This window comes from Flagellimonas okinawensis (genome assembly GCF_029194005.1).
GTDB lineage: Bacteria > Bacteroidota > Bacteroidia > Flavobacteriales > Flavobacteriaceae > Flagellimonas > Flagellimonas okinawensis.
Window position 1 is genome coordinate 209,591 of the sequence record NZ_JARFVA010000002.1, and the last position, 25,853, is coordinate 235,443.

Genomic DNA, 25,853 nt, shown 5'->3' on the forward strand with positions numbered 1-25,853 from the left:
TAACAAATTTTATTCCAAAATAGTATTATTTCTTTTTACCGATCAACGAAAAGTCCAAATGCCTTTTGACCAAATCGGTATTCTTTACCATTACATAGACCTCATCACCCAGCTGGTACATTCGTTTGGTTCGCTCCCCTATAATGGCGTATTGGCGCTCATCAAAAACATAATAATCGTCCTTAATGTCACGTATACGAATCATTCCCTCGCATTTATTCTCTACAATTTCCACATAAATGCCCCATTCGGTAACACCAGAGATCACGCCCAAGAATTCCTGATCTTTATGATCTTCCATAAACTTGATCTGCATGTATTTTATGGAATCCCGTTCCGCATTTGCAGCCAACAATTCCATATCCGAGGAATGTTTGCATTTTTCCTCATATATGGTGGCCTTTGGAGCCTTTTCCTTATCCAAATAATGTTGCAACAAACGATGTACCATTACATCTGGATACCTTCGGATAGGTGAGGTAAAATGGGTATAATATTCAAACCCTAAACCGTAGTGACCAATATTTTCGGTGGTATAAATGGCTTTGCTCATACTACGAATGGCCAAGGTATCCACCAAGTTTTGTTCCTTCTTGCCCTTGACATCCTCCAATAATTTGTTCAGGGACTGGTTGATGGTCTTACTATCCTTCAGATTGATACTATGTCCGAATCTAGAGATCACTCCATTAAGGGCCATTAATTTATCCTCATCGGGTTTATCGTGTACCCGATAAACAAAAGTTTTTTTCTGCTTTCCTATGAATTCCGCCACCTTTCTATTGGCCAAAAGCATAAATTCTTCAATGAGTTTATTGGCGTCCTTTGCTTCTTTAAAATATACACCAACGGGTTCGTTTTCCTCGGATAAATGGAATTTAACCTCAATTTTATCAAAGGAAATGGCCCCGGCATCCATTCGGGCCTTTCTCATTATTTTGGCCAAGCGATCAAAGGTAAGTACGGCCTCAACAACATTATTTGAAACAGTATAGGCATTTCCTCGGATAGATACCTCTTTCGGAATCTTATCTTGTTCCGTTTCTATAATATGCTGGGCTTCCTCATAGGCAAAACGCTCATCAGAATTGATAACGGTCCTGCCAAACCACTGATTGACCAACCTTGCCTTATCGTCCATTTCAAAAATGGCAGAAAAGGTATATTTCTCCTCATTTGGCCTTAGCGAACAGGCCATATTGGATAAAACTTCTGGCAACATGGGAACCACCCTATCCACTAAATATACAGAGGTGGCTCTATTATAGGCCTCTTCTTCCAAAACGGTATCCGGCTGTACATAATGCGAAACATCGGCAATATGGATACCAATTTCATAATTGCCATTTTCCAATTTTTGAAAAGAAAGAGCATCATCAAAATCCTTGGCATCTTTGGGATCAATGGTAAAAGTCAAGACTTCCCTCATATCCCTTCGCTTTGCAATTTCGGATTCTTTTATACTGGTATCCAATGTTTTGGCATACTGTTCTACCTCGTATGGGAATTCATGTGGTAGTCCATATTCAGCTAAAATGGCATGTATTTCGGTATTGTGTTCCCCTGGTTTTCCAAGGACCTCAACAATCTCGCCATAAGGGGAATCGGTATCGTCCGGCCACTCTCCAAGATGTACCAGTACCTTGTCGCCATCATTGGCTTTCTTTAATTTTTCCGGGGGAATAAAAATATCGGTATACATTCTGGAATCGGTAGGGCGAACAAATGCAAAACTTTTTTGTTTGTCCACAATACCCACATAGGAAGTTTTTTTACGTTCCAATACCTTGGAAATTTCACCTTCCTTTTTATTGCTTTTCCGTTTAGGTTTTAAAAACACTTCTACGGTATCCCCATGAAATGCCTTGTTGAGATTATTATTGGAAACAAAGATGTCATCATCCAATTCGTCCACAATGATATAGGCATTTCCACTTGTGGTAAGATCTACCCTTCCTGTAAAATAAGTATGCAACGAAGGCTTTTTCTGATACTTGCCCCGATCTGCTTCTACAATACGATCACTGGCCTTTAACTGTCCTAATCGTTTGATCAACAAGTTTCTATCTTGCGTATTTGTAATATTTAATTTGGAAGCTATTTGCTTGTAATTGAAGCTTTTAGATGGTTCTTTTTCGAGTACGGTGAAAATGCCCTTCGTAATTTCATTCTTTCGCTGACTACCAGCTCTCTTCTTTTTCTTTGACATTAACGTCCTTATTTTTTTGAAAAATACAAATTATAATCCTTGAGCAACAAGGAAAGGAAGACTAATCACAAACAAAATGAACTTTATCAACAATAATCAATATTATACTTTTTCTTCTTTTTTAAAATTTATTAAAATGATGATTATGATGGATCGTTGAAATGTGGAATAAAATTTTGTCGAAAAAGTTGCTTTGAACGATCAAAATTAGTTGTTCACAATTTGTTAGAACGGAACAATTTTAAAAATCAACCATTTAAAAGTTTTGTTCACGGTTTTTAATAACCGTTATCAACATCAATTTATTGAAAAGTTAATGTGTTTTTAATGTTAATTACCCACAATAATTGTTTCATAATGGTTGATTAATTTTTGATGGAATAGTGGTCAAACATTGGATATTAATTCTTAATGATCAATTTTATGGAAACACAAAATTTCATTACCAATAGTTTTCTGCAATTAATTAACAAAATGGGTATAATGTTAATTGGTTGTTTTATAAACCAATGCAAATTTTGGCCTCATCTTATAAACATCTAACTTTAAAAGATATTGTACCTTTGTTTTGTACCCATTTTAATACTGAACCATGAAAATTGCAATAGGAAACGACCACGCTGGAACCGATTATAAACTGGCCATAATTGGCATGTTGAAATCCAAAGGAATAGAGGTGGTAAATTATGGTACCGATGGTACCGATAGTGTGGATTACCCTGATTTTACGCATCCTGTTGCTACAGATGTGGCAGAAGGTAATGTGGATATGGGCATTGTGTTATGCGGTAGTGGAAACGGCGCCACCATGACCATAAATAAGCATCAAAATGTTAGGGGTGCTCTTTGTTGGAACAAGGAAATTACACAATTGGCCAGGGAACACAACGATGCCAATATTTTAAGTTTACCGGCCAGGTTTATTTCACTGCCCCAAGCTCTGGATATGGTAGAGACATTTTTAAACACCGAGTTTGATGGAGGTAGGCACGAAAGAAGAATTGAAAAAATTCCTTGCAGATAAACCCTATGGGTCACCATCATCACCATCATCATGGACATTCACACTCCCATCCAGATCTAAAGGGAAGAAACCTTCTTATTTCCATTTTCCTGAACATTGGTATCACCTTGGCACAAATTATAGGTGGATTACTTTCAGGAAGTCTGGCGTTGTTATCGGATGCACTTCATAATTTTAGTGATGTACTTAGTTTAGTAATCAGTTATGGTGCGCAAAAATTAGGTAAAAGAAAAGCATCCAGCCTTAAAACATTTGGTTACAAACGTGCAGAAATCTTAGCTGCTTTTATTAATGCGGCAACCCTTGTTGTTGTTGCCGTTATATTAATGAAGGAAGCTATAGAACGCTTAATAGAACCACAAGAAATAGAATCCAACTTAGTTATATGGTTGGCCTTAATTGCAATCGCTGGGAATGGATTCAGTGTATTGTTGTTAAAAAAAGATGCCGATCATAACATGAACATGAAATCGGCCTATTTACATCTACTTACAGATATGATGGCCTCTGTTGCGGTTTTAGTAGGAGGTGTTTTAATGAAGTATTTTCAAGTGTATTGGGTAGATGCCCTACTTACCATGATCATTGGTGTTTATTTGATTTACATGGGTTACGACTTGTTAAAGGAGTCCACCAAGGTATTGATGCTTTTTACACCAAAATCTGTGGTAATTCAAGATATTGTGGATTCAATTTGTACGATAGACCGGGTTAAAAATGTGCACCATGTACATATTTGGCAGCTAAATGAAGAGGAAGTACATATGGAAGCTCATATTGATTTTACAGAGGACATTAAACTGTCCCAGTTCGATGAAATACTGGAAGAAATAGAAGAACATGTCTATCATAAACACGGTATCAACCATGTAAATATTCAACCGGAGTTTGATAAGTGTGATTCCAAAAGTGTAATAGTACAAGATTAATGCAAATAACCATAAAGGCTTTTAGCGAGCTTACTACCAAAGAATTATACCAGATTTTACGTCTCCGCAGCGAAGTTTTTGTAGTGGAACAGGACTGTGTGTACCAAGATCTGGACAACAAGGACCAAAAAGCTCTCCATGTTATGGGTATAAAAGATGGTGAAGTGGTTGCATATACCCGAATTTTTAAACCAGGCGATTATTTTAATAATGTGAGCATTGGCAGGGTAGTAGTAAATCAAGACCAACGAAAATATGGTTTGGGCAAACAGATTATGTTGGCTTCTCTGGAAGCAATACATCAAAAATTTCCTGGTAAATCCATAGAGATTTCCGCACAGTCTTATCTTCTAAAATTTTACACAGACCTTGGTTTTAATGCTTTTGGCGAAGAATATTTGGAAGATGGGATTCCACACAGAAGAATGTTGAAAGAGTAGTTTAAACCAACTTTTTCGCCACTCCAATACGTTCCAAATAATCCAATTTTAGAATCAGATTTACAGGTTTTTCCGCTTTGTTTTTAGTGGAGAAGAATAAGTAACCTTCAGTTTTGGGATGTAATTCCTTTACTTCCAATTTTCCATTTATTTGTTTGTGCACATAAACCAATTGTTTAAGAAAAGTACTATTCAACCCTTTTCTTTTTAAATGGTCCATGAGTTTTTCCCGGTTTACAAATGTGATGTTACAAGAGGTAAAAACATCTCTCTCATCTGAGTAAATACTGGTGACCAAAGCATAAAAATGAGTCTTTTTGGAGGAATCGAACAACCAACCTTGTTTTTGATTCCCATTTTTATGGTAAAACAATTCAAAAGCAAATGTGGGCAAGCTTTCGTTGATATAATCCAGTTGTGCTTTCTCGTCCACATAAAATTGCTTTTCCGATTGCTTATCCTTTAAGATAAGATCAATGCCCTGCAATTGTTGATTAAGATGGGAAATACGCTCAAAAGTGTAATGCTTCAGGTATTTTTGATAATAAAGATCCAGTAAGGGGGTTAATTTTTTTTCTTTGGATAGATCAGCTTTGAACTTGCTTTTCAAGTTGGGTGATTTTCTGGAACAAGGAAGTACCTATCCTTTCCACAATCCCAACCACAAGAGCATTGCCCATAAAAAAGGCACGTTTGGCATCAGAAATGCCATTTAACAGGGTATGATCATCAGGAAACATATTCAACCGTTCCAATTCTACAGGCAAAAGTCTTCGTAACCCCTTGGAGGTTTGGACTACGTGCTTAAAACGCGAAGGGGACTTGCCGCCCTCTCCGGTTATTATAGTTCTAGAAGGTTGATCTAGAGCGTCGGGAAATACCATACTTCCCTCGCTGTAATTATATTCAAAACCAGCTTTGGTCTTGCGAATTTCTTTTTTGGAGCCCTTTAAATATTCCCATTTGGGCAAATCGGCCTCATCTATATAGTATTCCGAAGGTATTGGGGCATCTACCAAAATATCGGAAACCACAGTTCTTTTTCCATGGTAGGAAGGAGTGGTTTTTAATGTAAATACTTGGCCACCAATACATATTCCAGTATTTAAAAACGGAGATAGGCCTTTTTCAGAATTAAATTGATTGGACAAAGTCACCAAATCCTGTTCCAATTCAAAAGAGATAAGGTTTTGAACGTTTTGGGCTACCGGAAAAGCATTGGAAAAGGTACTTTCCTCCAGAATCCAGTTGGCAGGATCGGTCTTTTCTATTTTTTGATAAATAGCGGTGTCCTTTAAATACGCCAGAAAAAAAACCCGCCTTCGGCGCTGAGGCATACCATACTCGGCCGCATTTATTACGCGCCATTCCACAGCATAACCCAAATCTGTTAATGTACGCAGCATAACTGCAAAATCTCTTCCTCTTTGGTTCGAAGGCGATTTTAAAAGCCGGTCCACATTTTCCAAAAAAAGATATTTTGGTTTGTTCTTTTTCTCGCTGAGTATTCGATGGATGGACCACCAAAGCACCCCTTTTTTTCCGAGAAGTCCTTTGGAATTGTTCAGGCTTGTGGCAACTGAGTAATCTTGGCAAGGAAAACCGCCAACCAACATATCGTGGTCGGGAATAGCACTTGTCTTTACCGTTTCTATATTGGTATTGGAGTGATTTTCAGAACCAAAACGAGCTTCATAAACTAAGGAGGCATGCTGCATTTTTGTGGCGGGCTCCCACTGATTGCTCCAGACTACACGGTAGCAATCGGTGCTTTCCAGTCCAAGCCGAAAACCGCCCACACCGGCAAAAAGTTCACACACCTTTAGTTTTTGCATGCTCAAAAATAGGATTTATTATTTCGTTTTTAATTTGAAATTATGCGCCAACCACGGTTTTATAAAAAGCAACAACAAAAATCATGGAGAAAATAAAGACGACAACCATAAAAACAACATTTAGGAATCGGGTAAATTCTTGGGACTCCAAATTTTCGGTAATTCGAGATATAGAGGTGTCGTTTGGCAAATACATAATCTCTACCTGATCAGATTCCGAAATGGAATCTGTTGCATCTTTTTCAACAATTTTTTTGTCGGAACCTTCAATTTTTTTGCCCCAGTGGTTTTTAAAAATATAAGAGAGCTGTTGTACCATATTGTTTTTGGTAAGTGTGCCCATGTTTTTTTGAGCAGTAACCGTGGCGGTGGCACCAATTCCATAGTATAGTAGGTTCCAGTTTTGTGACAATGTTTTCCCATTTACCAGAACACCAATTTTTTGGAGCAATAGGAACAAAAGTAGAGAAACACCTATAAAAATCAGGCCTATTTCCCAGGTATGCGAGTTTTTAAAAACCGCCTCATATTTTCGATGGTTGTAGATAACCATTTCAAACACTTCTCCCATAAAAATATAACAGCACATGGCATAAACTACTAGCTTTATGGTACAGATAATCACCAGAGCAAAAGAAAACCTGCACATTTGTTGGGACAAAAAAACAGGGTCTTTGGGCTTTCTGGCAATGTTTAATCCTATTGGAATTGTTTTGTCGGGCTCAAACCTTTTTAAATGTGGTTTGCTGTCCCACACCCGGATTTTTCGATGGATGTGATAGCCAGAAAAGTTTTCAAAAAGAACCAATAGCTCCAATAACGGTTTTTTTCCTTTTTTAATGGTGTTTACTGAAATTATCGAGGCTTCTTTGGTAGTAATCGATCCACTTTTTCTGTTTTTTAAAATACAGAAGGATCTGGAAAAACAATTATACATTAAGTTATATAGCCAGAATAGTAATATAAACCCGACTAAAGCCAGGGTTATAATCGTGTAGGTCATTTGCAAGAATTTACCTCAAGGTAATCGTTGCGGGATTATATTTTTTCCAAAATTTGACGGTTACAGGCTATGAATTGATGAAAGCCCTTTATGGATTGTTCTTTAACCTATTTTAGAATATTTGAATACTTGCTTTTGTCGGCCAGCAGTTCTTTTGCGGTAAGAATGGCATCATCATGGCTCAAATAATATTTATAAAGGCCATCGCGATAAAAGTACCGGGTCAATATCTCATCTTCCAGGTTCTTCTGAATTTCGTCCTTGAAAGTATCCAGCGCAGTTATTTTTCCTCGGTTTACGGCCAACAGAAGATCCTTGTACTTTTCTTGGACCTCCGAACCTAGCAAGGTATCATCTCCGTTGATGGTTTCTTCCAACACCTTTTCGGTATTGGTCTGATAGGAAAAGTTTTGTTCGGCTGCATAACTTTTAAAAGATTGATAATCAGCATCTGAAAAATAGAAATCATCTACCGAATCAAAATTGTGGGCGTAGTAATAATCCGTGGCAAAATCAAAAACAATATTGTTTGCTTCGAGGGCATCTATCAGAGAATTTGTTTTCAAGGATTCTATGGTGATATCTGGCATTACGCCTCCTCCATCCCAAACCTTGCGGCCATTTCTGGTAGTAAATTCATTAAAATTAGTGTTACGAACAGCATTTCCTTCCTTATCGCGGTTCCAATAATCCAAAGATTGGATACATCTTCCAGAAGGGGTGTAGTATCTCGAAATGGTAACTTTTAATTGTGTGCCATAAGTTAACTTTAATGGACGCTGTACCAAACCCTTTCCAAAGCTTCTGGCACCTACTATCACGGCACGGTCTAAATCTTGTAGTCCGCCCGATACTATTTCGCTCGCAGAAGCACTTTTTCCATTGACCAAAACAACCAAAGGAATCTCCAGGTCTTCAGGTTTATTTCGGGTTTTATATTCTTGATTGAATTTTTTGACCTTGGATTTGGTGGTAACGATCAACTCTCCTTTGGGTACAAATAGGTTGGTCACGTTTATGGCTTCCGATAACAGTCCACCCGGATTACCCCTAAGATCTAGAATCAATCTTTCGGCTCCTTGGCCCTTAAGGTCCTGCAAGGCCAATTGCGTTTGCTTGGAAGCTTTCCTATTGAAACGGGACAATACAATATACCCGGTTTTCTCATCGATCATGTCGTAGAAGGGAACAGCATCGACCTCTACGCCTTCTCGGGTAATGGTTGCCGTTTTAGTCTCGCCCTGTCTGAGAAAGGTCACTTGCACGTTAGAGTTGTTGGCCCCTTTTAAAAGTTCTCCAGCATTATCGTCGAAATCGGCCACGAGTGTCTCACCGATTTTTATAATCTCATCTCCGGCCTTCAGGCCCGCTTTATCGGCGGCATATCCTTGGTAGGGCTCCACCACCACTAATTTATTTTCGTAAGAGCGAACAAGGGCGCCGATTCCCGAATATTCGCCCGAATTATTTATTTTGAAGGATTCAACATCCTGCTCGTTCAAAAACTGTGTGTAAGGGTCGAGCTCATCCAACATATTTTTTATGGCCGAATCCATCAACTCCGCAGGATTGGTCTCGTCCACATAATTCATGTTGAGCTCTTTGAACAATGTGGTAAATATTTCTATCTGTTTGGCAATTTCAAAAAAGTCGCTTTTAAAACTACTGGCGCCTACCAAAACAACAAGGGCCAGAACGGGAATCAAAACCTGTTTTTTAATCAATCTCTTCATTGGATTCTTTATTTATAAAGGCATGTAACAGCTTTTTCATCGCTGTATCCACTTCATTAAAACTTGGTGACCTCTTGCCAAGGTATAAAAATATGAACGCAAAATTTCCCTCAATGTTGTTAAAAATGAGAGGCTTGTTAAGTCGGTATGCCTCTCTTAAAAGACGTTTTATACGGTTACGGTCTATAGCGGTTTTAAATCTTTTTTTTGGGGCTACCACGGCAACTTTAATGGAAGCTCCATCTTTAAAATTGGCAGGGAGGTAAATTAGCTTAACGGGAAACTCCTTCAGGTTTTTTCCTTCGGCAAACAGGTTTTCGAACAACTTTTTATTGGTAAGCTTTTCTTTTTTGGGAAAGGAAAGGTCCCCTTGAAAAGACTTCAGGGGTGTTTCTATATTTTTTGAACCGGTATTTTCTTCTGACATGTTGCAGACAATTCCTTTGAAAGAGTAAATTACTTAAATAAATCTTAGATAAAATAAAAAGGGCGGCACAAACGGCCACCCTTGCTTTTTATTAGAAAAAACAGTGGTTACTCCTCTGCTTGGTAAACGTTGTTTTCACCATTTACATCAGCCATCAATTGAGAAGGGTCGATCATAATGGCCTGTACATTGTCCAAAGGCATGTCCAGGGTAAACTCGTAAGTTGGGTAAGCCCAGGGCCAATCCTCCAAAACGGTGCGCTCTAAATTTGGATAAGGATTGTCTTTTTCCCCGTACATCATTCGTAATGGAACATAATATGTTTTTTGTGTTCCGTCTTTGCCCACGACCAAAATATCCAATGGCATTGGCATTTCGCCGATACGCTCCATGGTTACTTTGGTGCCTTCACCGTTGGCCTCTACACTTTTAATTCCATAATCAATGGTGTTGGTGGTTTGTGTCCAATCGGTCAAGTACCAATTCAACTCCATCCCGGACACTTTTTCTGCAGTTCTTTTAATATCGTTTGGCACAGGGTGCTTAAACTTGAAGTCCTCAAAATATTTTTGAATGGTCTCCATTAATTTGTCCTGACCGATAATATAACCTAGTTGGGACAAGAAAATTGACCCTTTGCTATAGGCGGAAACCCCGTAGGCAAAATTGGTAGGATACCTGTCCGCATGGGTAGATTGAGGCATTTCCAAACCTGAATTCACCAAAGCATAGTATCCTCGGTAAGATCCCTCAAAAGGGTTTTGCTTATTTTGTTCCATAATCTGGTTCATGCACAAGCTGCTGATAAACGAGGTGAATCCTTCGTCCATCCACTCATGTTCGGACTCGTTGGTGGCGAGTACGTGTTGGAACCAAGAGTGTGCCATTTCATGAACCATTACACCGACCAAACTTCCAAATTGGCGCTCTCCTGTGATCAAGGTGCTCATGGCATATTCCATGCCGCCATCACCCCCTTGTACCACGGAGTATTGCTCATAAGGATATTTGCCAACATTGTTGCTGAAAAAAGCCATGGCCTCTGCTGTTTTGGGCTGAAGATTTTTCCAGTTTTCATTGAATTCTGGATTGTCTTTATAGAAAAAGTGAAGCGTTGGCCCATCTTCCATTTCATAGGTGTCGTGGATATATTCCGGATCTGCCGCCCACATAAAATCGTGGACATTGGGGGCTTTAAAGTGCCATGTTAAAGTTTTTCCCTTGGTCTTGACCTTTGTTCCGGGCGTTTCGTAACCATGACCAATTTCTTGTGGGTTTTGAAGGTATCCGGAGCCTCCTACGGTATAATCTTTGTCCAAGGTGATCTTTACATCAAAATCGCCCCAAACCCCGTGAAATTCACGAGCGATATATGGGTTGGGATGCCATCCCTCGAAATCATATTCCGAAAGTTTTGGGTACCACTGACTCATGGAAAGGGCGACACCTTCGCTGCTATTTCTTCCAGACCGCCTGATCTGTAAGGGAACCTGACCTTCAAAAGTCATTTCGAGCGTAGTTTTACCTCCTGCTGGAATTGGCTTGGCCAAGTCTACTACCAAAATGGTTCCCTCCTCCTTAAATGTTACGGATTGACCATCTTGGGTAAGGGATTTGGCATGCAAATAACCCATTTCACTTTCTGAAAGGGATGCAATCCTACTTTTCCCATCTTGCATCATCCTTTTGTCGGGATCTTTAATGTTCTGCAGTCTAATGTCCATTTCACTTCCCGGCTGAAATGCATTGTAGTACAAGTGATAAAAAACGCGGTCCAATTGATCGGGTGAATTATTGGTGTAGACCAATTTTTGAGTACCCTGATATTGGTAAGTTTTTACATCCATTTCTACATCCATGGAATAGTCCACATGCTGTTGCCAGTCACCGGATGTTTGCGCACTTAATAAAAGTCCTGCCCCAAAAAAGGCGGTAAAAAGGAGTGATTTTAAATACTTCATATACTATTTTGAGTTACTTTCAAGGGTCATTTTCCCATTTGCAATATTATCCGCTAAAATTAAGGCATTGTATGCATTGACAATTTTACCGGACTTGGAAATTTTATCGAAGGTGGTGGATTTTGTTTGGTCTCCAGCCACAATAACCGACCTATTTGTTCTAAGACCGGATTGCATGATGATGTTTTTTACCTGGGATGCCGATAAATTTGGATAGTGAGATCGTACAAGAGCTGCCACACCGGCCACAGCAGGAGCGGCCATGGAGGTCCCCCCTTGAAATTCATATTCGCTATTTGGCATTGTGGAATAGATTTCGGCTCCCGGAGCGAATACATCAACACGTTGGCTTCCATAATTTGAAAAAGTGGCGACCATCTCCGAGCCATAGCTACTGGCCAAGGCACCGACGGTTAACATATTATCCACAAATTCTCGATCGCTTTCCATGTCGTCGTTCGGATAATTCCGGTTTTCGGGCACCTCCAAATCTTCACCATCGTTCCCTGCTGCGTGAACAATCAAAACATCTTTGGACGCAGCATATTTTATGGCATCGTATACCCATTCTGCCTTGGGTGAAAACGCTTTTCCGAAACTACAATTGATTATGGACGCACCGTTGTCAACTGCATAACGAATCCCCAGTGCAATATCCTTATCGTATTCATCACCATTGGGAACGGCTCTTATGCTCATAATTTCCACATTGTTCGCGACACCGTTCATTCCAATGCCATTGTTGCGTTGGGCGGCAATAATTCCCGCTACGTGCGTTCCGTGGCTTTCTGATTCCACGATGTTTTTTGGATTGCCGTTTCCATAGGGGACATCGGCAATATCATATGGGTCATCGCCCACAGGACTTCTCCCGTTAAAATCTTTGTTGAGGTTATAATTGGCCTGTTCCGTAAAATATTCGATCCCTTCTTCCAGTTCTTCCAAAACCTCTGGAATACTGTCCCCATAGGTGAACATTTGGGTCAAAACAGCAATGCTTTGTTCCATCTGGGCAGTTTTTGGCTCAATAGAAAGCAGGTCCTTTTTGGTATAGGATTCTTTGCCCAATTCACTTTTGACCAATGCATCGGCACCTTTTACAACCTGAAAAATTTGCTCGTATTGTTGTTTGTTCTGTACAGCTTCTGGATATTCTTTATCAAGCAAAAGCCTTGCTTCGGCCCTTTCGGAGGCATCACCGATGTTTAAGCGAAGCATTCTTACGTATTCCAATTGCTCGTTATAGGATTCTCCCAAGAAATTATATCCGTGTATATCGTCCACATAACCATTTCCATCATCATCTTTCCCATTGTTCGGTATTTCATCGGAATTGGTCCACAGTACGCCTTTCAGGTCCTCGTGTTCAAGATCCATTCCAGAATCCAAAACGGCCACCACGACGGTTTTACCTTTCTTGTTTTTAATGATTTCGTTATAGGCCTTGTCCACGCTCATACCCGGAATGGTATCGGTAACAAGGTCTAAATGACCCCAATGCTTTTTTTCCGATTCGGTAAGTTCGGCCACTTTTAAGGGGACCGCATCAATGTTTTCAACAGGTGTGGAAACCAAAGCCGTAGACCCACAGCCAGCTAATAAAACAGCCGCCGTTACCGAGAGGAATGATAGTTTGTTATATGTGCGATTCATAAATTTAGTTTGTATTGAGTGAGGGTTTATTTCGAATTAAATAGCTCATTATAGGTAAAAACCTGGTCTAAACGCGCACCTTTTTCTGTGCGTTTCAGTGAGCAGATTTGATTATGCGCATCATGTTCGAACAACAGTAACCAATCGTTTTCGGCGGCCTTGTTCAAAAATGATTCTTTTTCTTTTAAGGTCAGCAATGGACGGGTATCATAGCCCATTACGTAGGGTAGGGGTATATGGCCGACAGTTGGAATTAAGTCGGCTACGAATACCAAGGTCTTGCCTTTATATTTTAAGTGGGGAAGCATTTGTTTATCGGTATGCCCATCAACAAAATGAATACCAAAACCGAGCTCGGAATTTTCTAAAAACGACGATTCTTTCCTGTCCACAAAATAAAGCTGTCCACTTTCCTGCATGGGCAAAAGGTTTTCTTTTAGAAAAGAGGCTTTTTCCCTGGCATTGGGATTCGTGGCCCATTCCCAATGGTCCTTGTTTGTCCAGAACTTGGCATTTTTAAAAGCGGGCTCGTAACCTGTACGGTCCTTGTTCCATTGAATACCGCCCCCGCAATGGTCAAAGTGCAAGTGGGTCAGAAACACATCTGTAATATCATCTTTATGAAAACCAGCTTGTTTTAACGACTTTTCCAAAGTATGGTCTCCCCAGAGATAATAGTATGAAAAGAATTTATCCGATTGTTTGTTGCCCAGACCATTGTCTACCAATATTAGCCTGTCGCCATCTTCGATCAACAGGCAGCGGGCCGCCAAGTCGATCATATTATTGTTGTCTGCGGGGTTGGTTCTGTTCCAAATGGATTTGGGAACCACTCCGAACATGGCACCACCGTCCAACTTAAAATTTCCGGTCTCTATGGGATAAATTGTCATTCTGAAAGTAAAATGGGATGCAAAATAAGAAAAGCACCGTCCAAATAGCGAAAAAATAAGGATATATTGGCCGTATTTTAACAAAAAGGGGGTGAGTGCCTTTAAATAGGGTTAAGATTGTATGGTAGAGGGCTTTTTAAACTTGTCGCCAGCCCTTTCCGACAATGATAATCTAAAAGAAAAACAGTAAATTTCCACAAAACTTAGACCATGCTCGAACTTGCGGGAATCATAATTCTTGGCATTATTGCACAATGGGTGGCTTGGAGATTTAAACTGCCGGCCATTTTGCCATTGATATTGATAGGGTTGTTGGTGGGCCCCATAGCCACATTATATACAGAAGATGGATCAAAGCTAATAGAGCCCATCTGGAACGGTGAAAAAGGATTGTTTCCGGGTGAAGGGCTATATTATTTTGTCTCGTTGGCCATTAGTGTAATCCTGTTTGAAGGTGGACTTACGCTTAAAAGAGCAGAAATATCCAATGTGGGCCCGGTAATCACAAAATTGATTACCATTGGAACCATTGTCACCTTTTTTGGTGCAGGGGTGGCAGCCCATTATATTTTTGGACTTTCATGGCAAATTTCTTTCCTGTTCTCAGGATTGATCATTGTTACAGGCCCAACCGTGATTACGCCGATCTTAAGAAATATTCCCCTTAAAAAGGATGTTTCCGCAGTATTAAAATGGGAAGGCATTCTAATAGACCCTATTGGTGCGTTGGTTGCTGTATTGGTCTTTGAGTTTATCAGTGTTGGGGAAGGACAGGCGTTTACCCAGACGGCCCTTGTAGAGTTCGGAAAGATCATACTTTTCGGGACCACTTTTGGTTTTACTTTCGCCCACGCCCTCGCCTTTGCCATAAAGCGGGATTTTATCCCACATTACCTGCTAAACGTAGTCTCTTTAAGTACCGTGTTGTTGGTTTATGTGGAATCCGACCTCTTTGCCCATGAATCCGGGCTTTTGGCCGTTGTGGTAATGGGTATGGTAATGGGAAATATGAACTTGCCCAATATTAAGGAACTGCTATACTTCAAAGAATCATTGAGCGTACTCTTGATTTCGATTCTCTTTATACTATTGGCGGCCAACATCAATATGAGCGATATGGAATTGATCTACAATTGGAACACCGTTGCTCTTTTTGCTGTGATCGTTTTCATTGTTAGGCCCTTGGGGGTGTTTCTCAGTTCCCAGGGATCCAATTTAAAATTCAACGAAAAGCTTTTTATAGGCTGGGTGGGCCCACGAGGTATCGTTGCCGCGGGTATCGCCTCGCTTTTTGGTTCCAAATTGATGCAAAGGGGGGAAGAAGGTGCTGAGTATATCACACCCCTTGTCTTCATGATTGTTTTGGGAACGGTGCTGTTAAATGCAACAACGGCGCGTTTGTTTGCCAAGCTTGTGGGAGTGTTCTTGAAGAAGTCTGAAGGCATTTTGATTATTGGCGCCTCCAAATTGTCCAGATTGATTGGTAATTATCTGAGAAAAAACAATAGGCACGTTGTTTTGATTGACAACAACCAGAACAATGTGGAAAAAGCCAAAAAACTAGGTCTGGAGGCCATCACGGCAAACATTTTTTCCGACTCACTAACCGATAACATTGAATTGAACGATATGGGATACTTAATGGCACTCACCGGAAACTCCGATATCAACAAATTTGCAATTGATAAGTTCCAAAAACAGTTTGGTGAAAACGGTGCGTTTCGTTTGGTGAACACAGAGGAGGTCAATGACCCTGAAAACAATCCAAAGGAAGGACTGTTTTCCCACACGGACGATTTTATCCAACTAATGGATACCGTTCGCAAACACCCTACCATTCACGAGATTGATTTGGAGGATAAGGAGCATTACGACAAGTTGATCGATTTGACCTATAAAGACCGCGATATTGTTCCACTTTTCACTAAATCGCCAAACGGAAGTATTGAAATTATTCCGGCCAATAGCAAGGACTTTACACCAAAAGGCGAAGGGTATAAACTGGTTTATCTGGGAAAAATCCTTGAACTTGAAATGAACACCGAGTCTGACCAATAGACCATACCCAAAGTGAAGGAACCTGCTCGATTCATCAATTGATATTGGGCATTCATCAATTCACCCCTAAATAGTAATTATAGTACAAGTATTTTGGTGATTTATTACCGAAATAATCCTTTTATAAATGAGAAAACTTGTACTAACAGGAATGGCTGCGGCTGCTTTTTTGACTGCTTGCTCCAAAGATGACGACAAAAAATGTGAATCATGTACTTCTGATCTCGGCAACAAATTTGAAATATGTGACAATGGAAACGGAACATATGATGTTACGGCAGCAGGAGAAAAAGAAACCATTACAGAAGAAGAATTGGGGGGCCTTACACCTAAACTTGTGGTGGAGCTAGCATGTGAATCGGATATCGAACTAGAGTTTTAAATAGGGGCCAGCAAACGAACCAATGGTGTTGGAGGTTAACTCTTAACTCTAGTAAAGTATTAAAGCTTGCTGTTGAAATTTCATATTACATACTAGACATGTAAAAGGTCTGTTACTGGTAACCCCTAAATTCATTCTTCTCCTAGAAACATATCTGTTGAGAGAACCCTAGTTGTTCATAAGGTCAAGTTGTTAGCTAAAGTGCTATTGGGGCAATAGTGAGCAGCCTCCATAGGTGATTAATTCTATCAAAATAAACTCAAAAAAATGACCATAGTAGAAGCTTTAAAAGAAAAAAACAGACTTGTAAGCAGGGTGTTGGAACTTCAAAATAGAATTTCAATCTACAATTGTGTGATTGAGGGAAACCCAAGGGCATATAATCCTAAAGAGGTATTGGCCGAACTTAACAAAACAATTGAGGAATTGATTGATATTAAAACAAGAATAACCAGGGCAAACCAACCTGTTCAGGAAAAAATATATCGATTGTCCGAACTCAAGACAAAAATCCGATTTTTAAGGACGATACCTACTACCGAGGGAAAGGCCCCCTCTGGTAAGAACTATTATTCTCAATCCGAAACCTATGTTTGGGAGTCGGCCATAAAAACAAAAGAAAGAGATGAGAATGTTGTGGATTTGGGTGACGAAATCAGTAAAATCCAACAAGAGCTGGATACCCATAACTTCAATACGGTAATTTGATTAAAGTGTAGTGCAGAAATGTAGAAATTGCTGTGGAGATTAAGATCACGAAACGCAAGAGATCTGGATATACAATTTTGTATGATTCTGCATTGATTTAAAACTCAAAAGTCAAGGAGGTTGTAATCAAAACTCAAAACAAATAGTTCAAAAGTCATGATACACCCTGATTTTGGATTAAAATAGCATTTACTCAAAGTATGCACTACACCCTTTTACCCGTAAAAAACCCTCTTTTGTTGAAAGGGTTCGCCAACTTTTTTAATCGTTCAATTTAAGAACGGCCATAAAAGCTTGTTGTGGAATTTCCACATTCCCGACTTGGCGCATTCTCTTTTTACCTTTTTTCTGTTTTTCCAAGAGCTTACGTTTACGGGAGATATCACCACCATAACATTTTGCGGTAACATCTTTTCTCAATGCTTTAATGGTCTCCCTTGAAATAATTTTGGATCCAATAGCGGCTTGGATCGGAATGTCAAATTGTTGCCTTGGAATCAGCTCCTTCAATTTCTCACACATCTTTTTACCAATATGGTAAGCATTGTCAAAGTGAACAAGGGCAGAAAGAGCATCGACAGGTTGGGCGTTCAATAAAATATCCACACGAACCAATTTTGAAGTACGCATTCCAATAGGAGAATAGTCAAAAGACGCATAACCTTTGGAAACGGTTTTTAAACGGTCATAGAAATCAAAAACGATTTCCGCCAAAGGCATATCAAAAATAATCTCCACCCGTTCGGTGGTCAAATAGGTTTGGTTAACGATCTGTCCACGCTTTTCAATACAGAGTGACATCACGTTCCCCACAAAATCAGCTTTTGTAATAATGGTCGCTTTAATGTAAGGCTCCTCGACCCTGTCGATAGTGGAAGGGTCTGGCAAATCCGAAGGATTGTTGACAATGATGGGCTCTGGGTCACCTTTTGTTGTGTAGGCATGGTAACTAACGTTGGGGACCGTAGTGATCACGGTCATATCAAACTCCCGTTCTAAACGCTCTTGAATAATCTCCATGTGGAGCATTCCCAAGAACCCACAACGGAAACCGAAGCCCAATGCGGCACTGCTTTCTGGAGTAAAAACTAAGGAAGCATCATTTAATTGCAGCTTTTCCATGGAAGAGCGCAGGTCCTCAAAATCTTCGGTATCCACGGGATAAATACCCGCAAACACCATGGGTTTTACATCCTCAAAACCACCAATAGGGTTTTTAGTGGGGTTGGCCGAGTCGGTAATGGTGTCACCCACTTTTACTTCGCGGGCGTCCTTAATACCGGTAATCAAATAACCCACATCCCCGGTTGATATCTTGTTCTTAGGGTGTTGTGTCAGTTTTAATGTGCCAATTTCATCGGCATCGTAGGATTTGCCTGTTGCAACAAACTTGATTTTTTGTCCTTTAGTAATTTCACCATTAACGACCCTAAAATAAGTCTCTACACCTCTAAAAGGATTGTAGACAGAATCAAAAACCAGTGCTTGCAAAGGCTCGTCGCGATTTCCTTTTGGTGGAGGAATTCGATCTATGATCGCGGTTAAAATCTCCTCAATTCCAATACCGGTTTTTGCACTGGCAGGAATCACTTCTTCTGGCTTACACCCCAAAAGGTCAACGATATCGTCGGTAACTTCTTCTGGGTTGGCACTTGGAAGGTCCACTTTGTTAAGGACAGGAATGATCTCCAAGTCGTTTTCCAAGGCCAAATAAAGATTGGAAATGGTCTGTGCCTGAATGCTTTGAGCAGCATCAACGACTAAAAGTGCCCCTTCACAGGCTGCTATGGAGCGGGAAACTTCGTAAGAGAAGTCCACGTGCCCGGGAGTATCGATCAAATTGAGCACATATTTTTCGCCATTGTGCATGTAGTCCATTTGTATGGCATGGCTCTTAATGGTGATACCGCGTTCGCGCTCCAGGTCCATATTGTCCAGCAACTGGTCCTGTTTTTCGCGTTCGGTCACCGAGCCGGTAAAGTCCAACAAGCGGTCTGCCAAGGTACTTTTACCATGGTCTATATGTGCAATAATGCAAAAATTCCTGATCTTCTCCATATCAACAATAACATACCCTAAAAAAGGGATTTAATCAACTGCAAATATAATTGTTTTAAATACCTGAAAATGGATTTTTCCAAATAAGAAAAATACAGCGTATTCCGCTCAAAAATAATTTCTTAGATTTGATGTTCAACCCAAACCTCTAATGAAGAACCTCACCTCTATTGTTTTATTGGTGTTTTTTGCAATATGTGGCGCATACGGCCAAACCTTCAAGATTACCGGAAAGGTTGTAGACGAACAAAATCAAATTGTACCATACGCCAATATTCTGCTGCTAAATGCTACGGATTCCACTTTTGTACAGGGAAGTTCCGCTAACGAGGAAGGGCTATTTGAGCTCTTGGAGGTAGAGCCCAACCTTTATCTTTTACAAGCCAGTTATGTAGGCAGGGGGTCCGAACCTAGGGCATTGGACATTAAAAAAGATGTGTCGCTCGGGGCATTGATCATTCCAATGGAAAGTAACGAGTTGGACGAAGTTGTGGTCACAGCGCAACGTCCCAAGCTCCAAAGATTACCGGACAGACTGGTCTTTTCGGTCGAAAACACCGTGGTTTCTCAAGGTACATCGTGGGATATTCTTAAAAACACCCCTGGGGTCATTGTAAACCAAGACGAGTTATTGATTCGCGGTCAAAATGCAACGGTCTATCTCAATGATAGAAAGGTACAGCTCTCTGGTCAAGAGGTTCAGGATTTGTTACAGGGGCTTTCGGGTACCAATATTAAATCGGTTGAAGTAATTGCAAACCCTCCTGCAAGATATGATGCAGAAGGAGGTCCCATATTGAACATTGTAACCAGTAAAAACATAGTTCCGGGATACAAGGGCAGTGTCAACGGAACCATTACCCAGGCCGTTTTTCCTAAATTCAGTGTTGGAACCAGTCACTATTACAAAACGGATAAACTCAATCTGTTCGCCAATTATACCATCAACCCCAAAAAGGAAATCAATAAAACCAAAAAGGGCATCAATTTTATGGATGAATCCAACGATGTTTTCTCCATTTGGGACACGGACTACAATCAAACCGACAGATCGCAATCACAAAATGCGAGTTTTATCTTGGATTATGATTTTGACGACAGGAACAGCCTGAACGTTACCTCCAACCTTCTATTTAATTTAGATCAAGAGCAGCAAACCCTTCTGGATAACGAAATGAGGAGCGGCCAAGCACAATTGGATTCAACGTTTACAACGCAGAACAATGCCAACATGGACAACACCAATTTGGCAGTCGACTTAACCTATGTGCACAAGTTGAAGAAAGAGGGTGCTCAAATCCGAGCTAATGGGCACTATACCTATTTTAAGGGGGAGATGTTCCAACGGTTGTCATCTAACTATTTTGATGCCGACGGTAATTTTTTAAGAGATTTTGGGTTTGATACCGACTCGGAGCAAGAAATCAAGATTTTTACGGGACAATTGGACTATTCCACTCCAATTGGTAACGCTTCTTTTGAATCTGGAGCCAAGATGTCATCGATCAGTTCGGAAAATACGATGGACTTTTTCAACTTCAACGGGAGCAGTAATACGGTAGATGCCTCGCAATCGGACCGGTATATATATGATGAGGATGTATATGCTGCCTACATGAGTTTTGTGAAAAACTGGGAAAAGTGGTCCATGAAGTTGGGTGTTCGAGGAGAGCTCACTAAGGCCGAGGGTCGTTCATTGACATTGAACCAAGTCAACACGCAAGACTTTTTTGAACCCTTTCCATCGGTATATGTGCTGTACTCACCGTCGGACAAGCATAGCTTTTCTTTTGATTTTGGAAGAAACATCAATCGCCCAAAGTACAATGATTTGAATCCTTTCCGATTTTTCTACAATGAGAACGACTACGAGGAAGGAAACCCAAGTCTAAGGCCGAGCTTTAGCAACAATTTTAATTTCAACTACACATTGAATAGTGAATACTTCTTTGATGTGTACTATCGGGATAATGGAAGCAACATTGCGTATTTGGTATTTCAGGACAATACCGACCAAACCTTGGTAGAGCTCAAACAAAACGTGTTGGACAGTAAATCTTATGGATTGGATTTTACCTTGAGCAAATCCATTGCCCCATCTTGGTTTATGTATGCGTATACCTCTTTGTTCCACGAAGAGGAGACCTATTTGGCCGAAGAAAGTGGCAATGTACCTTTTACCAATGAGGTGAACGGAGTGTATGCTTACCTGGGAAATTATTTGACCCTGTCCAAGGACGGAACCTTTACTGGCGAGGTTACGGGCACCTATATTTCCAAATTTCTTTTTGGATCGTATGTGTCCGATGAGCAATTCAACCTCACCATTGGTTTAAGAAAAACCCTTTTTGACAATAAAATCACCTTGTCTCTAGCTGCCGAGGACATTTTAGAGCAATATGTGCCGACGTATCGTTCGCAGTATCTCAATCAAGATAACTTTTACCGTAGGCGTCCCGAAACGCAGTTTATTCGCTTTGGTTTTACCTATAATTTCGGAAACTTCCGTTTGGAGGACAACGAGCGTGGAATTGACAAAAATGAGCGTGATCGACTTCAAACGGCAAACTAGCTTTTTGTTTTTCACCTATTTTGTACTTTTGCAGTCCAAAAAACCGTAGGATTTGCCTAAAATAAGAAACATAGAACTCCCTGATTTTCCGCTTCTTCTAGCTCCAATGGAAGATGTGAGTGACCCTCCTTTTCGCAAATTGTGCAAGGAGCAGGGTGCCGATGTGGTGTATACGGAGTTTATTTCTTCAGAGGGATTGATCCGTGACGCAGCGAAAAGTGTCATTAAACTGGACATTTATGAAAAGGAACGTCCAGTAGGCATTCAAATTTTTGGTGCGGAATTGGATTCCATGTTGCAGGCAGTGGATATTGTGGAAGCATCCAATCCTGATATCATCGATATCAATTTTGGCTGCCCCGTGAAAAAGGTGGTCTGTAAAAATGCAGGAGCTGGTATTTTGCGGGATATTCCTTTGATGGTTAAGCTTACCGAAGAAATCGTGAAACGCACCAAATTGCCCGTAACCGTAAAAACACGTTTGGGTTGGGACCAAAGCTCCATCAAAATTGTTGAAGTAGCGGAACGCTTACAAGATGTAGGCATTGAGGCCATCTCCATTCACGGCCGTACCCGTGTTCAGATGTACAAGGGCGAGGCCGATTGGAAACCCATTGCCGAGGTAAAGAACAACCAGCGTATGCACATTCCTGTTTTTGGAAACGGTGATGTGGACACTCCCGAAGCTGCGGTAAAAATGCGTGACGAATACGGATTGGACGGTGCAATGATCGGTAGGGCGAGCATAGGTTACCCTTGGTTTTTTAATGAAGTTAAACACTACTTTAAAACAGGCGAGCACTTGGCTCCACCAACCATGCACGAACGTGTGGAGGCCGCCCGCAGACACCTACAAATGGCCATTGATTGGAAGGGTGAAAAACTAGGTGTTTTTGAAACCAGAAGGCATTACACCAACTATTTTAAAGGCATTCCGCACTTTAAGGAATACCGTATGAAAATGGTGACCAGCGACGATGCCGCGGATGTTTTTGCTGCTTTTGATGAAGTTCAGGAGAAATTCGGGGATTTCCAGTTCGCTTAAGTGGAAATCAATTTTTGGGTAATTCGGCTGCTCGCAATTTTTGAAGAGATAAAGCCCAAAACCACAATCGTTCCGATTACAATCAATAAATTGATGACATTGAACTCCACAGGGTAGGCCAATGATGGTGTAATCTTCAACCACCCGAAGGCCAGTTGGGACCCGATCAAAATCGACCCGATCAAAACACCGATCAACCCGCCGAAAGAAGTCACCAATATGCCTTGGATAAAATAGATACGGCGTAATTCTTTGATGGTCGTACCCAGACTGAACAATGTTTTGGAGTTTTGCTGTTTATCCAAAATCATCATGATTATTGCCCCGACAACATTAAAAAGGGCTATGATCAACACAAGTGTGAAAATCAGATAGGTCGCTAAATTTTCCGTATTCAACATTCGGTAGAGCGAGGTATTCTGCTCCCTGCGGGTCAAAACCGAAACTTTATCGCCCAGAACACCAAGTATGGAGTTCCTGACATCATCTGCGGAGGCATTTTCCATCAATTTAAAATTGAGGCCGGAGACTTCTGTACTATCTTTCTGCAATAGGTCTTGCACCACGGGAAGGCGGGCGAACACGTATTTTTTGTCCAAAGATTCTTCTACGGCATAAACACCACTCACAACCAAGGGAAGGTCATCATAAGGTTTGGAATTAAACCCTTGTTGCGAAAAAGAACCTTCTCCAGGTTTGGGCACCAAAGCTTCCATGGCGGTCCTGTTGTTCATAGGAACCCCTAACAAATTATAAATCCCGATACCAATAACACCATTGTACACATCCACACCCCAGTTTCCAAAAATCAGGGTACTGTCTACGCCTGTTACGGCACGGTAGTTTTCGTCCACCCCTTTTATATAGGCAATGGTGCTTTTTTCTTTATAGGTAAGGTAGGCCCGCTCTTCCAGTTCCTTGGAAAAATTGGCCAACCCCTCGATTTCCAAAAGTTCCGATTCTTCATCAGCAGAAATGGAAAAATGCTTGCCCATGGTGGGCGAGGCCTTCAAATCGGGATCAAAGGTATTAGAAAAGGAAAGGCTGAATGTCTTTAGACCGGCAAAAGCGGAAAGCACGATAAAAAGAGCAGCAGAACCTATCACAATCACCAAAAAAGTGATGAAATTGATAATATTTACCGCATTTTGGCTGCTTTTGGAGCGCAAGTAACGTTTTGCGATATAAAGTGGAAAATTCAAAATCAGGATTTCTTACGTTTGTCGAGCAAGTCCCTGTTTTCGATGGGATTTTCTTCTCGTTTCAATGATTTTTCGATTCCTTCAATGTATTCCAGGGAATCATCAAGGTAAAAATTGAGCTCTGGCACTCTCCTCAACTGATGCTTGGTTCGTTGGGCCAGCTCATAACGAATGGCCACTTGGGTTTCTTTGATGCCCTCCAATAATTCTTTGGCGCCTTTGTTGGGAAAGATACTTACGTACACCTTGGCCAAGGAAAGATCTACAGTAACGGAAACCTTGGACACAGAGATCAAAGTTCCCTTTAGTCCACCATCGGTAGCGGCACGTTGTAAAATGTCGGCCAGGTCTTTTTGAATGATTCCTGCTATTTTTTTCTGTCTTTGTGTTTCCTCCATACTGCAAAAATAAGCGAATAAATGACTAACCTCACGCTATTAACCATTTACAGTGCTTAATTTTGGAAAAAGGCGAACATTTTAATGCTTATTACAGCTACTATGGATAAAATTGAACACATCGGAATTGCGGTGAAAGATTTGGAGGCATCCAATGTATTATTTGAAAAGCTTTTGGGCGTGCCCCATTACAAAATTGAGGAAGTGGCCTCGGAAGGAGTAAAAACGTCATTCTTTAAATCGGGCCCCAATAAGATTGAGTTGTTGGAGGCTACCAAACCCGACAGTCCCATTGCCAAATATTTGGAGAAGAAAGGAGAGGGAATCCATCACGTTGCTTTTGCGGTGGAGGATATCGTATCGGAAATGGACCGATTAAAGGCCGAGGGATTCGTGGTTTTGAACGAAACACCCAAAAAGGGAGCGGATAACAAACTGGTGGCGTTTTTGCACCCAAAGGGCACCAATGGGGTGCTGGTGGAGCTTTGCCAAGAAATAAAAGAAAGCTAGAGGCGTTAAAACCTTGCGCTGAAGAAAAATAAACACTAATATTGCATCCGCAAAATGCGGGTCCTATAGCTCAGCTGGTTAGAGCACCTGACTCATAATCAGGGGGTCCATGGTTCGAGCCCATGTGGGACCACCTCAACAAAGATAAGCCTTTCAAGCAATTGGGAGGTTTTTCTTTTTTATATGGGTACAACATAGGTACAACATTTCAAAAACACCAATAAACCATTCATAAGCTATTATTGTTTGTCACGTGATAGTTAAAAAAACAGGCATTCGTTTATTTGAAATTTGTTTGATTAAGGCCACCAACCATTACGCTTTCTAATATAAATAATCTGGCCAGTATGGTATGCATTATGAGCCGTCATGCTTGTTATTTCTGAACCCCATTCTTCCAATTTTTCCAAAGAAGATTCTCCAATCACTTTTTCCCATTCAGTTTGAATACTATCCAATTTCATCAATATCATTGACCAATCACTTGCATTATTTATTTTGAAGGTCTGATCATTATCAACATTTAGGTTTGACATATCCTCTCCATTGAATGACCTTAAGTTCATTTCATTCCAAAAAGTCAAATGTGTTGCTAGTTCCACAATTGAGTGATTGTTTGTAGAGTCTTTCCAAATAGCTTGTTCTAAAGAAAGCCCTTTCAGGGCTATATTGGTCGGAACGAACCATTCTTGTTCTGTGTGTGTATTTTTCAACTGTTGCAACAACAAAGATTTCATCCTCGTATCGTTCTTGCCTTCAGAACAGCTTAGGATTGGCAAACTCAATATGAAAATGATAAAGATTTGTTTCATC

General features: G+C 40.6%; 22 protein-coding genes and 1 tRNA gene. 10 read left to right on the forward strand and 13 right to left on the reverse strand.

Annotated elements, in window-relative coordinates; translation table 11 throughout:
* Positions 1-25 precede the first annotated feature (25 nt).
* Positions 26-2,209, reverse strand: coding sequence for a ribonuclease R (gene rnr / locus PY091_RS06790; RefSeq protein ID WP_275648952.1), 2,184 nt, complete (start codon positions 2,207-2,209; stop codon positions 26-28).
* A 592-nt stretch (positions 2,210-2,801) separates the two neighbouring features.
* On the opposite strand from rnr, the gene PY091_RS06795 reads away from it, so the two are divergent.
* From PY091_RS06795 to PY091_RS06805, 3 genes are read left to right on the forward strand one after another with little or no spacing between them, the layout of a single operon-like run.
* Positions 2,802-3,233, forward strand: a complete 432-nt coding sequence (locus tag PY091_RS06795; RefSeq protein ID WP_275648953.1) for an RpiB/LacA/LacB family sugar-phosphate isomerase — start codon at positions 2,802-2,804, stop codon at positions 3,231-3,233.
* 5 nt (positions 3,234-3,238) lie between these two features.
* Positions 3,239-4,162, forward strand: coding sequence for a cation diffusion facilitator family transporter (locus tag PY091_RS06800; RefSeq protein ID WP_275648954.1), 924 nt, complete (start codon positions 3,239-3,241; stop codon positions 4,160-4,162).
* On the forward strand, positions 4,162-4,602 hold the full coding sequence (locus tag PY091_RS06805; protein WP_275648955.1) for a GNAT family N-acetyltransferase: 441 nt from the start codon (positions 4,162-4,164) through the stop codon (positions 4,600-4,602). The genes PY091_RS06800 and PY091_RS06805 overlap by 1 nt, the downstream gene beginning before the upstream one ends.
* A 1-nt stretch (position 4,603) precedes the next feature.
* Here the strand turns inward: PY091_RS06805 and PY091_RS06810 are convergent, their stop codons facing one another.
* From PY091_RS06810 to PY091_RS06845, 8 genes are all read right to left on the reverse strand, one after another.
* Entirely contained in the window at positions 4,604-5,212 is a 609-nt protein-coding gene (locus tag PY091_RS06810) for a hypothetical protein (RefSeq protein WP_275648956.1), read from the reverse strand.
* Positions 5,190-6,437 (reverse strand): DNA (cytosine-5-)-methyltransferase, encoded by a 1,248-nt coding sequence (dcm, locus tag PY091_RS06815; RefSeq protein WP_275648957.1) that lies wholly within the window; start codon positions 6,435-6,437, stop codon positions 5,190-5,192. The genes PY091_RS06810 and dcm overlap by 23 nt, the downstream gene beginning before the upstream one ends.
* A gap of 40 nt (positions 6,438-6,477) precedes the next feature.
* A complete protein-coding gene (locus tag PY091_RS06820; RefSeq protein ID WP_275648958.1) occupies positions 6,478-7,374 on the reverse strand; it encodes a hypothetical protein in 897 nt (298 codons plus the stop codon).
* 173 nt (positions 7,375-7,547) lie between these two features.
* On the reverse strand, positions 7,548-9,173 hold the full coding sequence (locus tag PY091_RS06825) for a S41 family peptidase (RefSeq protein ID WP_275648959.1): 1,626 nt from the start codon (positions 9,171-9,173) through the stop codon (positions 7,548-7,550).
* Positions 9,157-9,600, reverse strand: coding sequence for a ribonuclease P protein component (gene rnpA / locus PY091_RS06830; RefSeq protein WP_275648960.1), 444 nt, complete (start codon positions 9,598-9,600; stop codon positions 9,157-9,159). The genes PY091_RS06825 and rnpA overlap by 17 nt, the downstream gene beginning before the upstream one ends.
* A gap of 107 nt (positions 9,601-9,707) precedes the next feature.
* Complete coding sequence (locus tag PY091_RS06835) at positions 9,708-11,561, reverse strand: M1 family metallopeptidase (protein ID WP_275648961.1); 1,854 nt, start codon at positions 11,559-11,561, stop codon at positions 9,708-9,710.
* A 3-nt stretch (positions 11,562-11,564) separates the two neighbouring features.
* Entirely contained in the window at positions 11,565-13,214 is a 1,650-nt protein-coding gene (locus PY091_RS06840) for a S8 family peptidase (RefSeq protein WP_275648962.1), read from the reverse strand.
* Positions 13,215-13,240: 26 nt separating this feature from the next.
* Complete coding sequence (locus PY091_RS06845) at positions 13,241-14,107, reverse strand: MBL fold metallo-hydrolase (protein ID WP_275648963.1); 867 nt, start codon at positions 14,105-14,107, stop codon at positions 13,241-13,243.
* Positions 14,108-14,317: 210 nt separating this feature from the next.
* On the opposite strand from PY091_RS06845, the gene PY091_RS06850 reads away from it, so the two are divergent.
* The 3 genes from PY091_RS06850 (at position 14,318) to PY091_RS06860 (ending at position 17,255) form a co-directional block, all read left to right on the forward strand.
* Positions 14,318-16,165, forward strand: a complete 1,848-nt coding sequence (locus PY091_RS06850; RefSeq protein WP_275648964.1) for a cation:proton antiporter — start codon at positions 14,318-14,320, stop codon at positions 16,163-16,165.
* Positions 16,166-16,292: 127 nt separating this feature from the next.
* Entirely contained in the window at positions 16,293-16,547 is a 255-nt protein-coding gene (locus tag PY091_RS06855) for a hypothetical protein (RefSeq protein WP_275648965.1), read from the forward strand.
* Positions 16,548-16,814: 267 nt separating this feature from the next.
* Positions 16,815-17,255 carry a DIP1984 family protein gene (locus PY091_RS06860; RefSeq protein WP_275648966.1) on the forward strand — a complete coding sequence of 147 codons (441 nt, stop codon included), beginning with the start codon at positions 16,815-16,817 and terminating at the stop codon, positions 17,253-17,255.
* Positions 17,256-17,516: 261 nt separating this feature from the next.
* Here the strand turns inward: PY091_RS06860 and lepA are convergent, their stop codons facing one another.
* Positions 17,517-19,313 (reverse strand): translation elongation factor 4, encoded by a 1,797-nt coding sequence (gene lepA, locus PY091_RS06865; RefSeq protein WP_275648967.1) that lies wholly within the window; start codon positions 19,311-19,313, stop codon positions 17,517-17,519.
* A 151-nt stretch (positions 19,314-19,464) separates the two neighbouring features.
* On the opposite strand from lepA, the gene PY091_RS06870 reads away from it, so the two are divergent.
* Complete coding sequence (locus PY091_RS06870) at positions 19,465-21,885, forward strand: TonB-dependent receptor (protein ID WP_275648968.1); 2,421 nt, start codon at positions 19,465-19,467, stop codon at positions 21,883-21,885.
* 52 nt (positions 21,886-21,937) lie between these two features.
* Positions 21,938-22,930, forward strand: coding sequence for a tRNA dihydrouridine synthase DusB (gene dusB, locus PY091_RS06875; RefSeq protein WP_275648969.1), 993 nt, complete (start codon positions 21,938-21,940; stop codon positions 22,928-22,930).
* Here dusB and PY091_RS06880 read toward each other — a convergent pair.
* Together PY091_RS06880 and rbfA are read right to left on the reverse strand one after the other, a co-directional pair.
* On the reverse strand, positions 22,927-24,132 hold the full coding sequence (locus tag PY091_RS06880; protein ID WP_275648970.1) for an ABC transporter permease: 1,206 nt from the start codon (positions 24,130-24,132) through the stop codon (positions 22,927-22,929). The two genes, dusB and PY091_RS06880, sit on opposite strands and share 4 nt — an antisense overlap.
* Before the next feature lie 2 nt (positions 24,133-24,134).
* The gene (gene rbfA / locus PY091_RS06885; RefSeq protein ID WP_275648971.1) at positions 24,135-24,530 is read right to left on the reverse strand and encodes a 30S ribosome-binding factor RbfA; all 396 of its coding nucleotides are present in this window, start codon (positions 24,528-24,530) and stop codon (positions 24,135-24,137) included.
* A 102-nt stretch (positions 24,531-24,632) separates the two neighbouring features.
* Between rbfA and mce the strand changes: the two genes are divergently transcribed.
* Together mce and PY091_RS06895 are read left to right on the forward strand one after the other, a co-directional pair.
* A complete protein-coding gene (mce, locus tag PY091_RS06890) occupies positions 24,633-25,040 on the forward strand; it encodes a methylmalonyl-CoA epimerase (RefSeq protein WP_275648972.1) in 408 nt (135 codons plus the stop codon).
* 59 nt (positions 25,041-25,099) lie between these two features.
* Positions 25,100-25,173 (forward strand) — tRNA-Ile (locus PY091_RS06895).
* A 166-nt stretch (positions 25,174-25,339) separates the two neighbouring features.
* Here PY091_RS06895 and PY091_RS06900 read toward each other — a convergent pair.
* The gene (locus tag PY091_RS06900) at positions 25,340-25,852 is read right to left on the reverse strand and encodes a DinB family protein (protein WP_275648973.1); all 513 of its coding nucleotides are present in this window, start codon (positions 25,850-25,852) and stop codon (positions 25,340-25,342) included.
* Position 25,853: the final 1 nt, after the last annotated feature.

Bases quoted from the DNA above. Each gene is read 5' to 3' on its own strand.
- rnr (WP_275648952.1), bottom strand. From the start codon at position 2,209: ATGTCAAAGAAAAAGAAGAGAGCTGGTAGTCAGCGAAAGAATGAAATT.
- PY091_RS06795 (WP_275648953.1), top strand. From the start codon at position 2,802: ATGAAAATTGCAATAGGAAACGACCACGCTGGAACCGATTATAAACTG.
- PY091_RS06800 (WP_275648954.1), top strand. From the start codon at position 3,239: ATGGGTCACCATCATCACCATCATCATGGACATTCACACTCCCATCCA.
- PY091_RS06805 (WP_275648955.1), top strand. From the start codon at position 4,162: ATGCAAATAACCATAAAGGCTTTTAGCGAGCTTACTACCAAAGAATTA.
- dcm (WP_275648957.1), bottom strand. From the start codon at position 6,437: ATGCAAAAACTAAAGGTGTGTGAACTTTTTGCCGGTGTGGGCGGTTTT.
- PY091_RS06820 (WP_275648958.1), bottom strand. From the start codon at position 7,374: ATGTATAATTGTTTTTCCAGATCCTTCTGTATTTTAAAAAACAGAAAA.
- PY091_RS06825 (WP_275648959.1), bottom strand. From the start codon at position 9,173: ATGAAGAGATTGATTAAAAAACAGGTTTTGATTCCCGTTCTGGCCCTT.
- rnpA (WP_275648960.1), bottom strand. From the start codon at position 9,600: ATGTCAGAAGAAAATACCGGTTCAAAAAATATAGAAACACCCCTGAAG.
- PY091_RS06835 (WP_275648961.1), bottom strand. From the start codon at position 11,561: ATGAAGTATTTAAAATCACTCCTTTTTACCGCCTTTTTTGGGGCAGGA.
- PY091_RS06840 (WP_275648962.1), bottom strand. From the start codon at position 13,214: ATGAATCGCACATATAACAAACTATCATTCCTCTCGGTAACGGCGGCT.
- PY091_RS06845 (WP_275648963.1), bottom strand. From the start codon at position 14,107: ATGACAATTTATCCCATAGAGACCGGAAATTTTAAGTTGGACGGTGGT.
- PY091_RS06850 (WP_275648964.1), top strand. From the start codon at position 14,318: ATGCTCGAACTTGCGGGAATCATAATTCTTGGCATTATTGCACAATGG.
- PY091_RS06855 (WP_275648965.1), top strand. From the start codon at position 16,293: ATGAGAAAACTTGTACTAACAGGAATGGCTGCGGCTGCTTTTTTGACT.
- PY091_RS06860 (WP_275648966.1), top strand. From the start codon at position 16,815: ATGACCATAGTAGAAGCTTTAAAAGAAAAAAACAGACTTGTAAGCAGG.
- lepA (WP_275648967.1), bottom strand. From the start codon at position 19,313: ATGGAGAAGATCAGGAATTTTTGCATTATTGCACATATAGACCATGGT.
- PY091_RS06870 (WP_275648968.1), top strand. From the start codon at position 19,465: ATGAAGAACCTCACCTCTATTGTTTTATTGGTGTTTTTTGCAATATGT.
- rbfA (WP_275648971.1), bottom strand. From the start codon at position 24,530: ATGGAGGAAACACAAAGACAGAAAAAAATAGCAGGAATCATTCAAAAA.
- mce (WP_275648972.1), top strand. From the start codon at position 24,633: ATGGATAAAATTGAACACATCGGAATTGCGGTGAAAGATTTGGAGGCA.
- PY091_RS06900 (WP_275648973.1), bottom strand. From the start codon at position 25,852: ATGAAACAAATCTTTATCATTTTCATATTGAGTTTGCCAATCCTAAGC.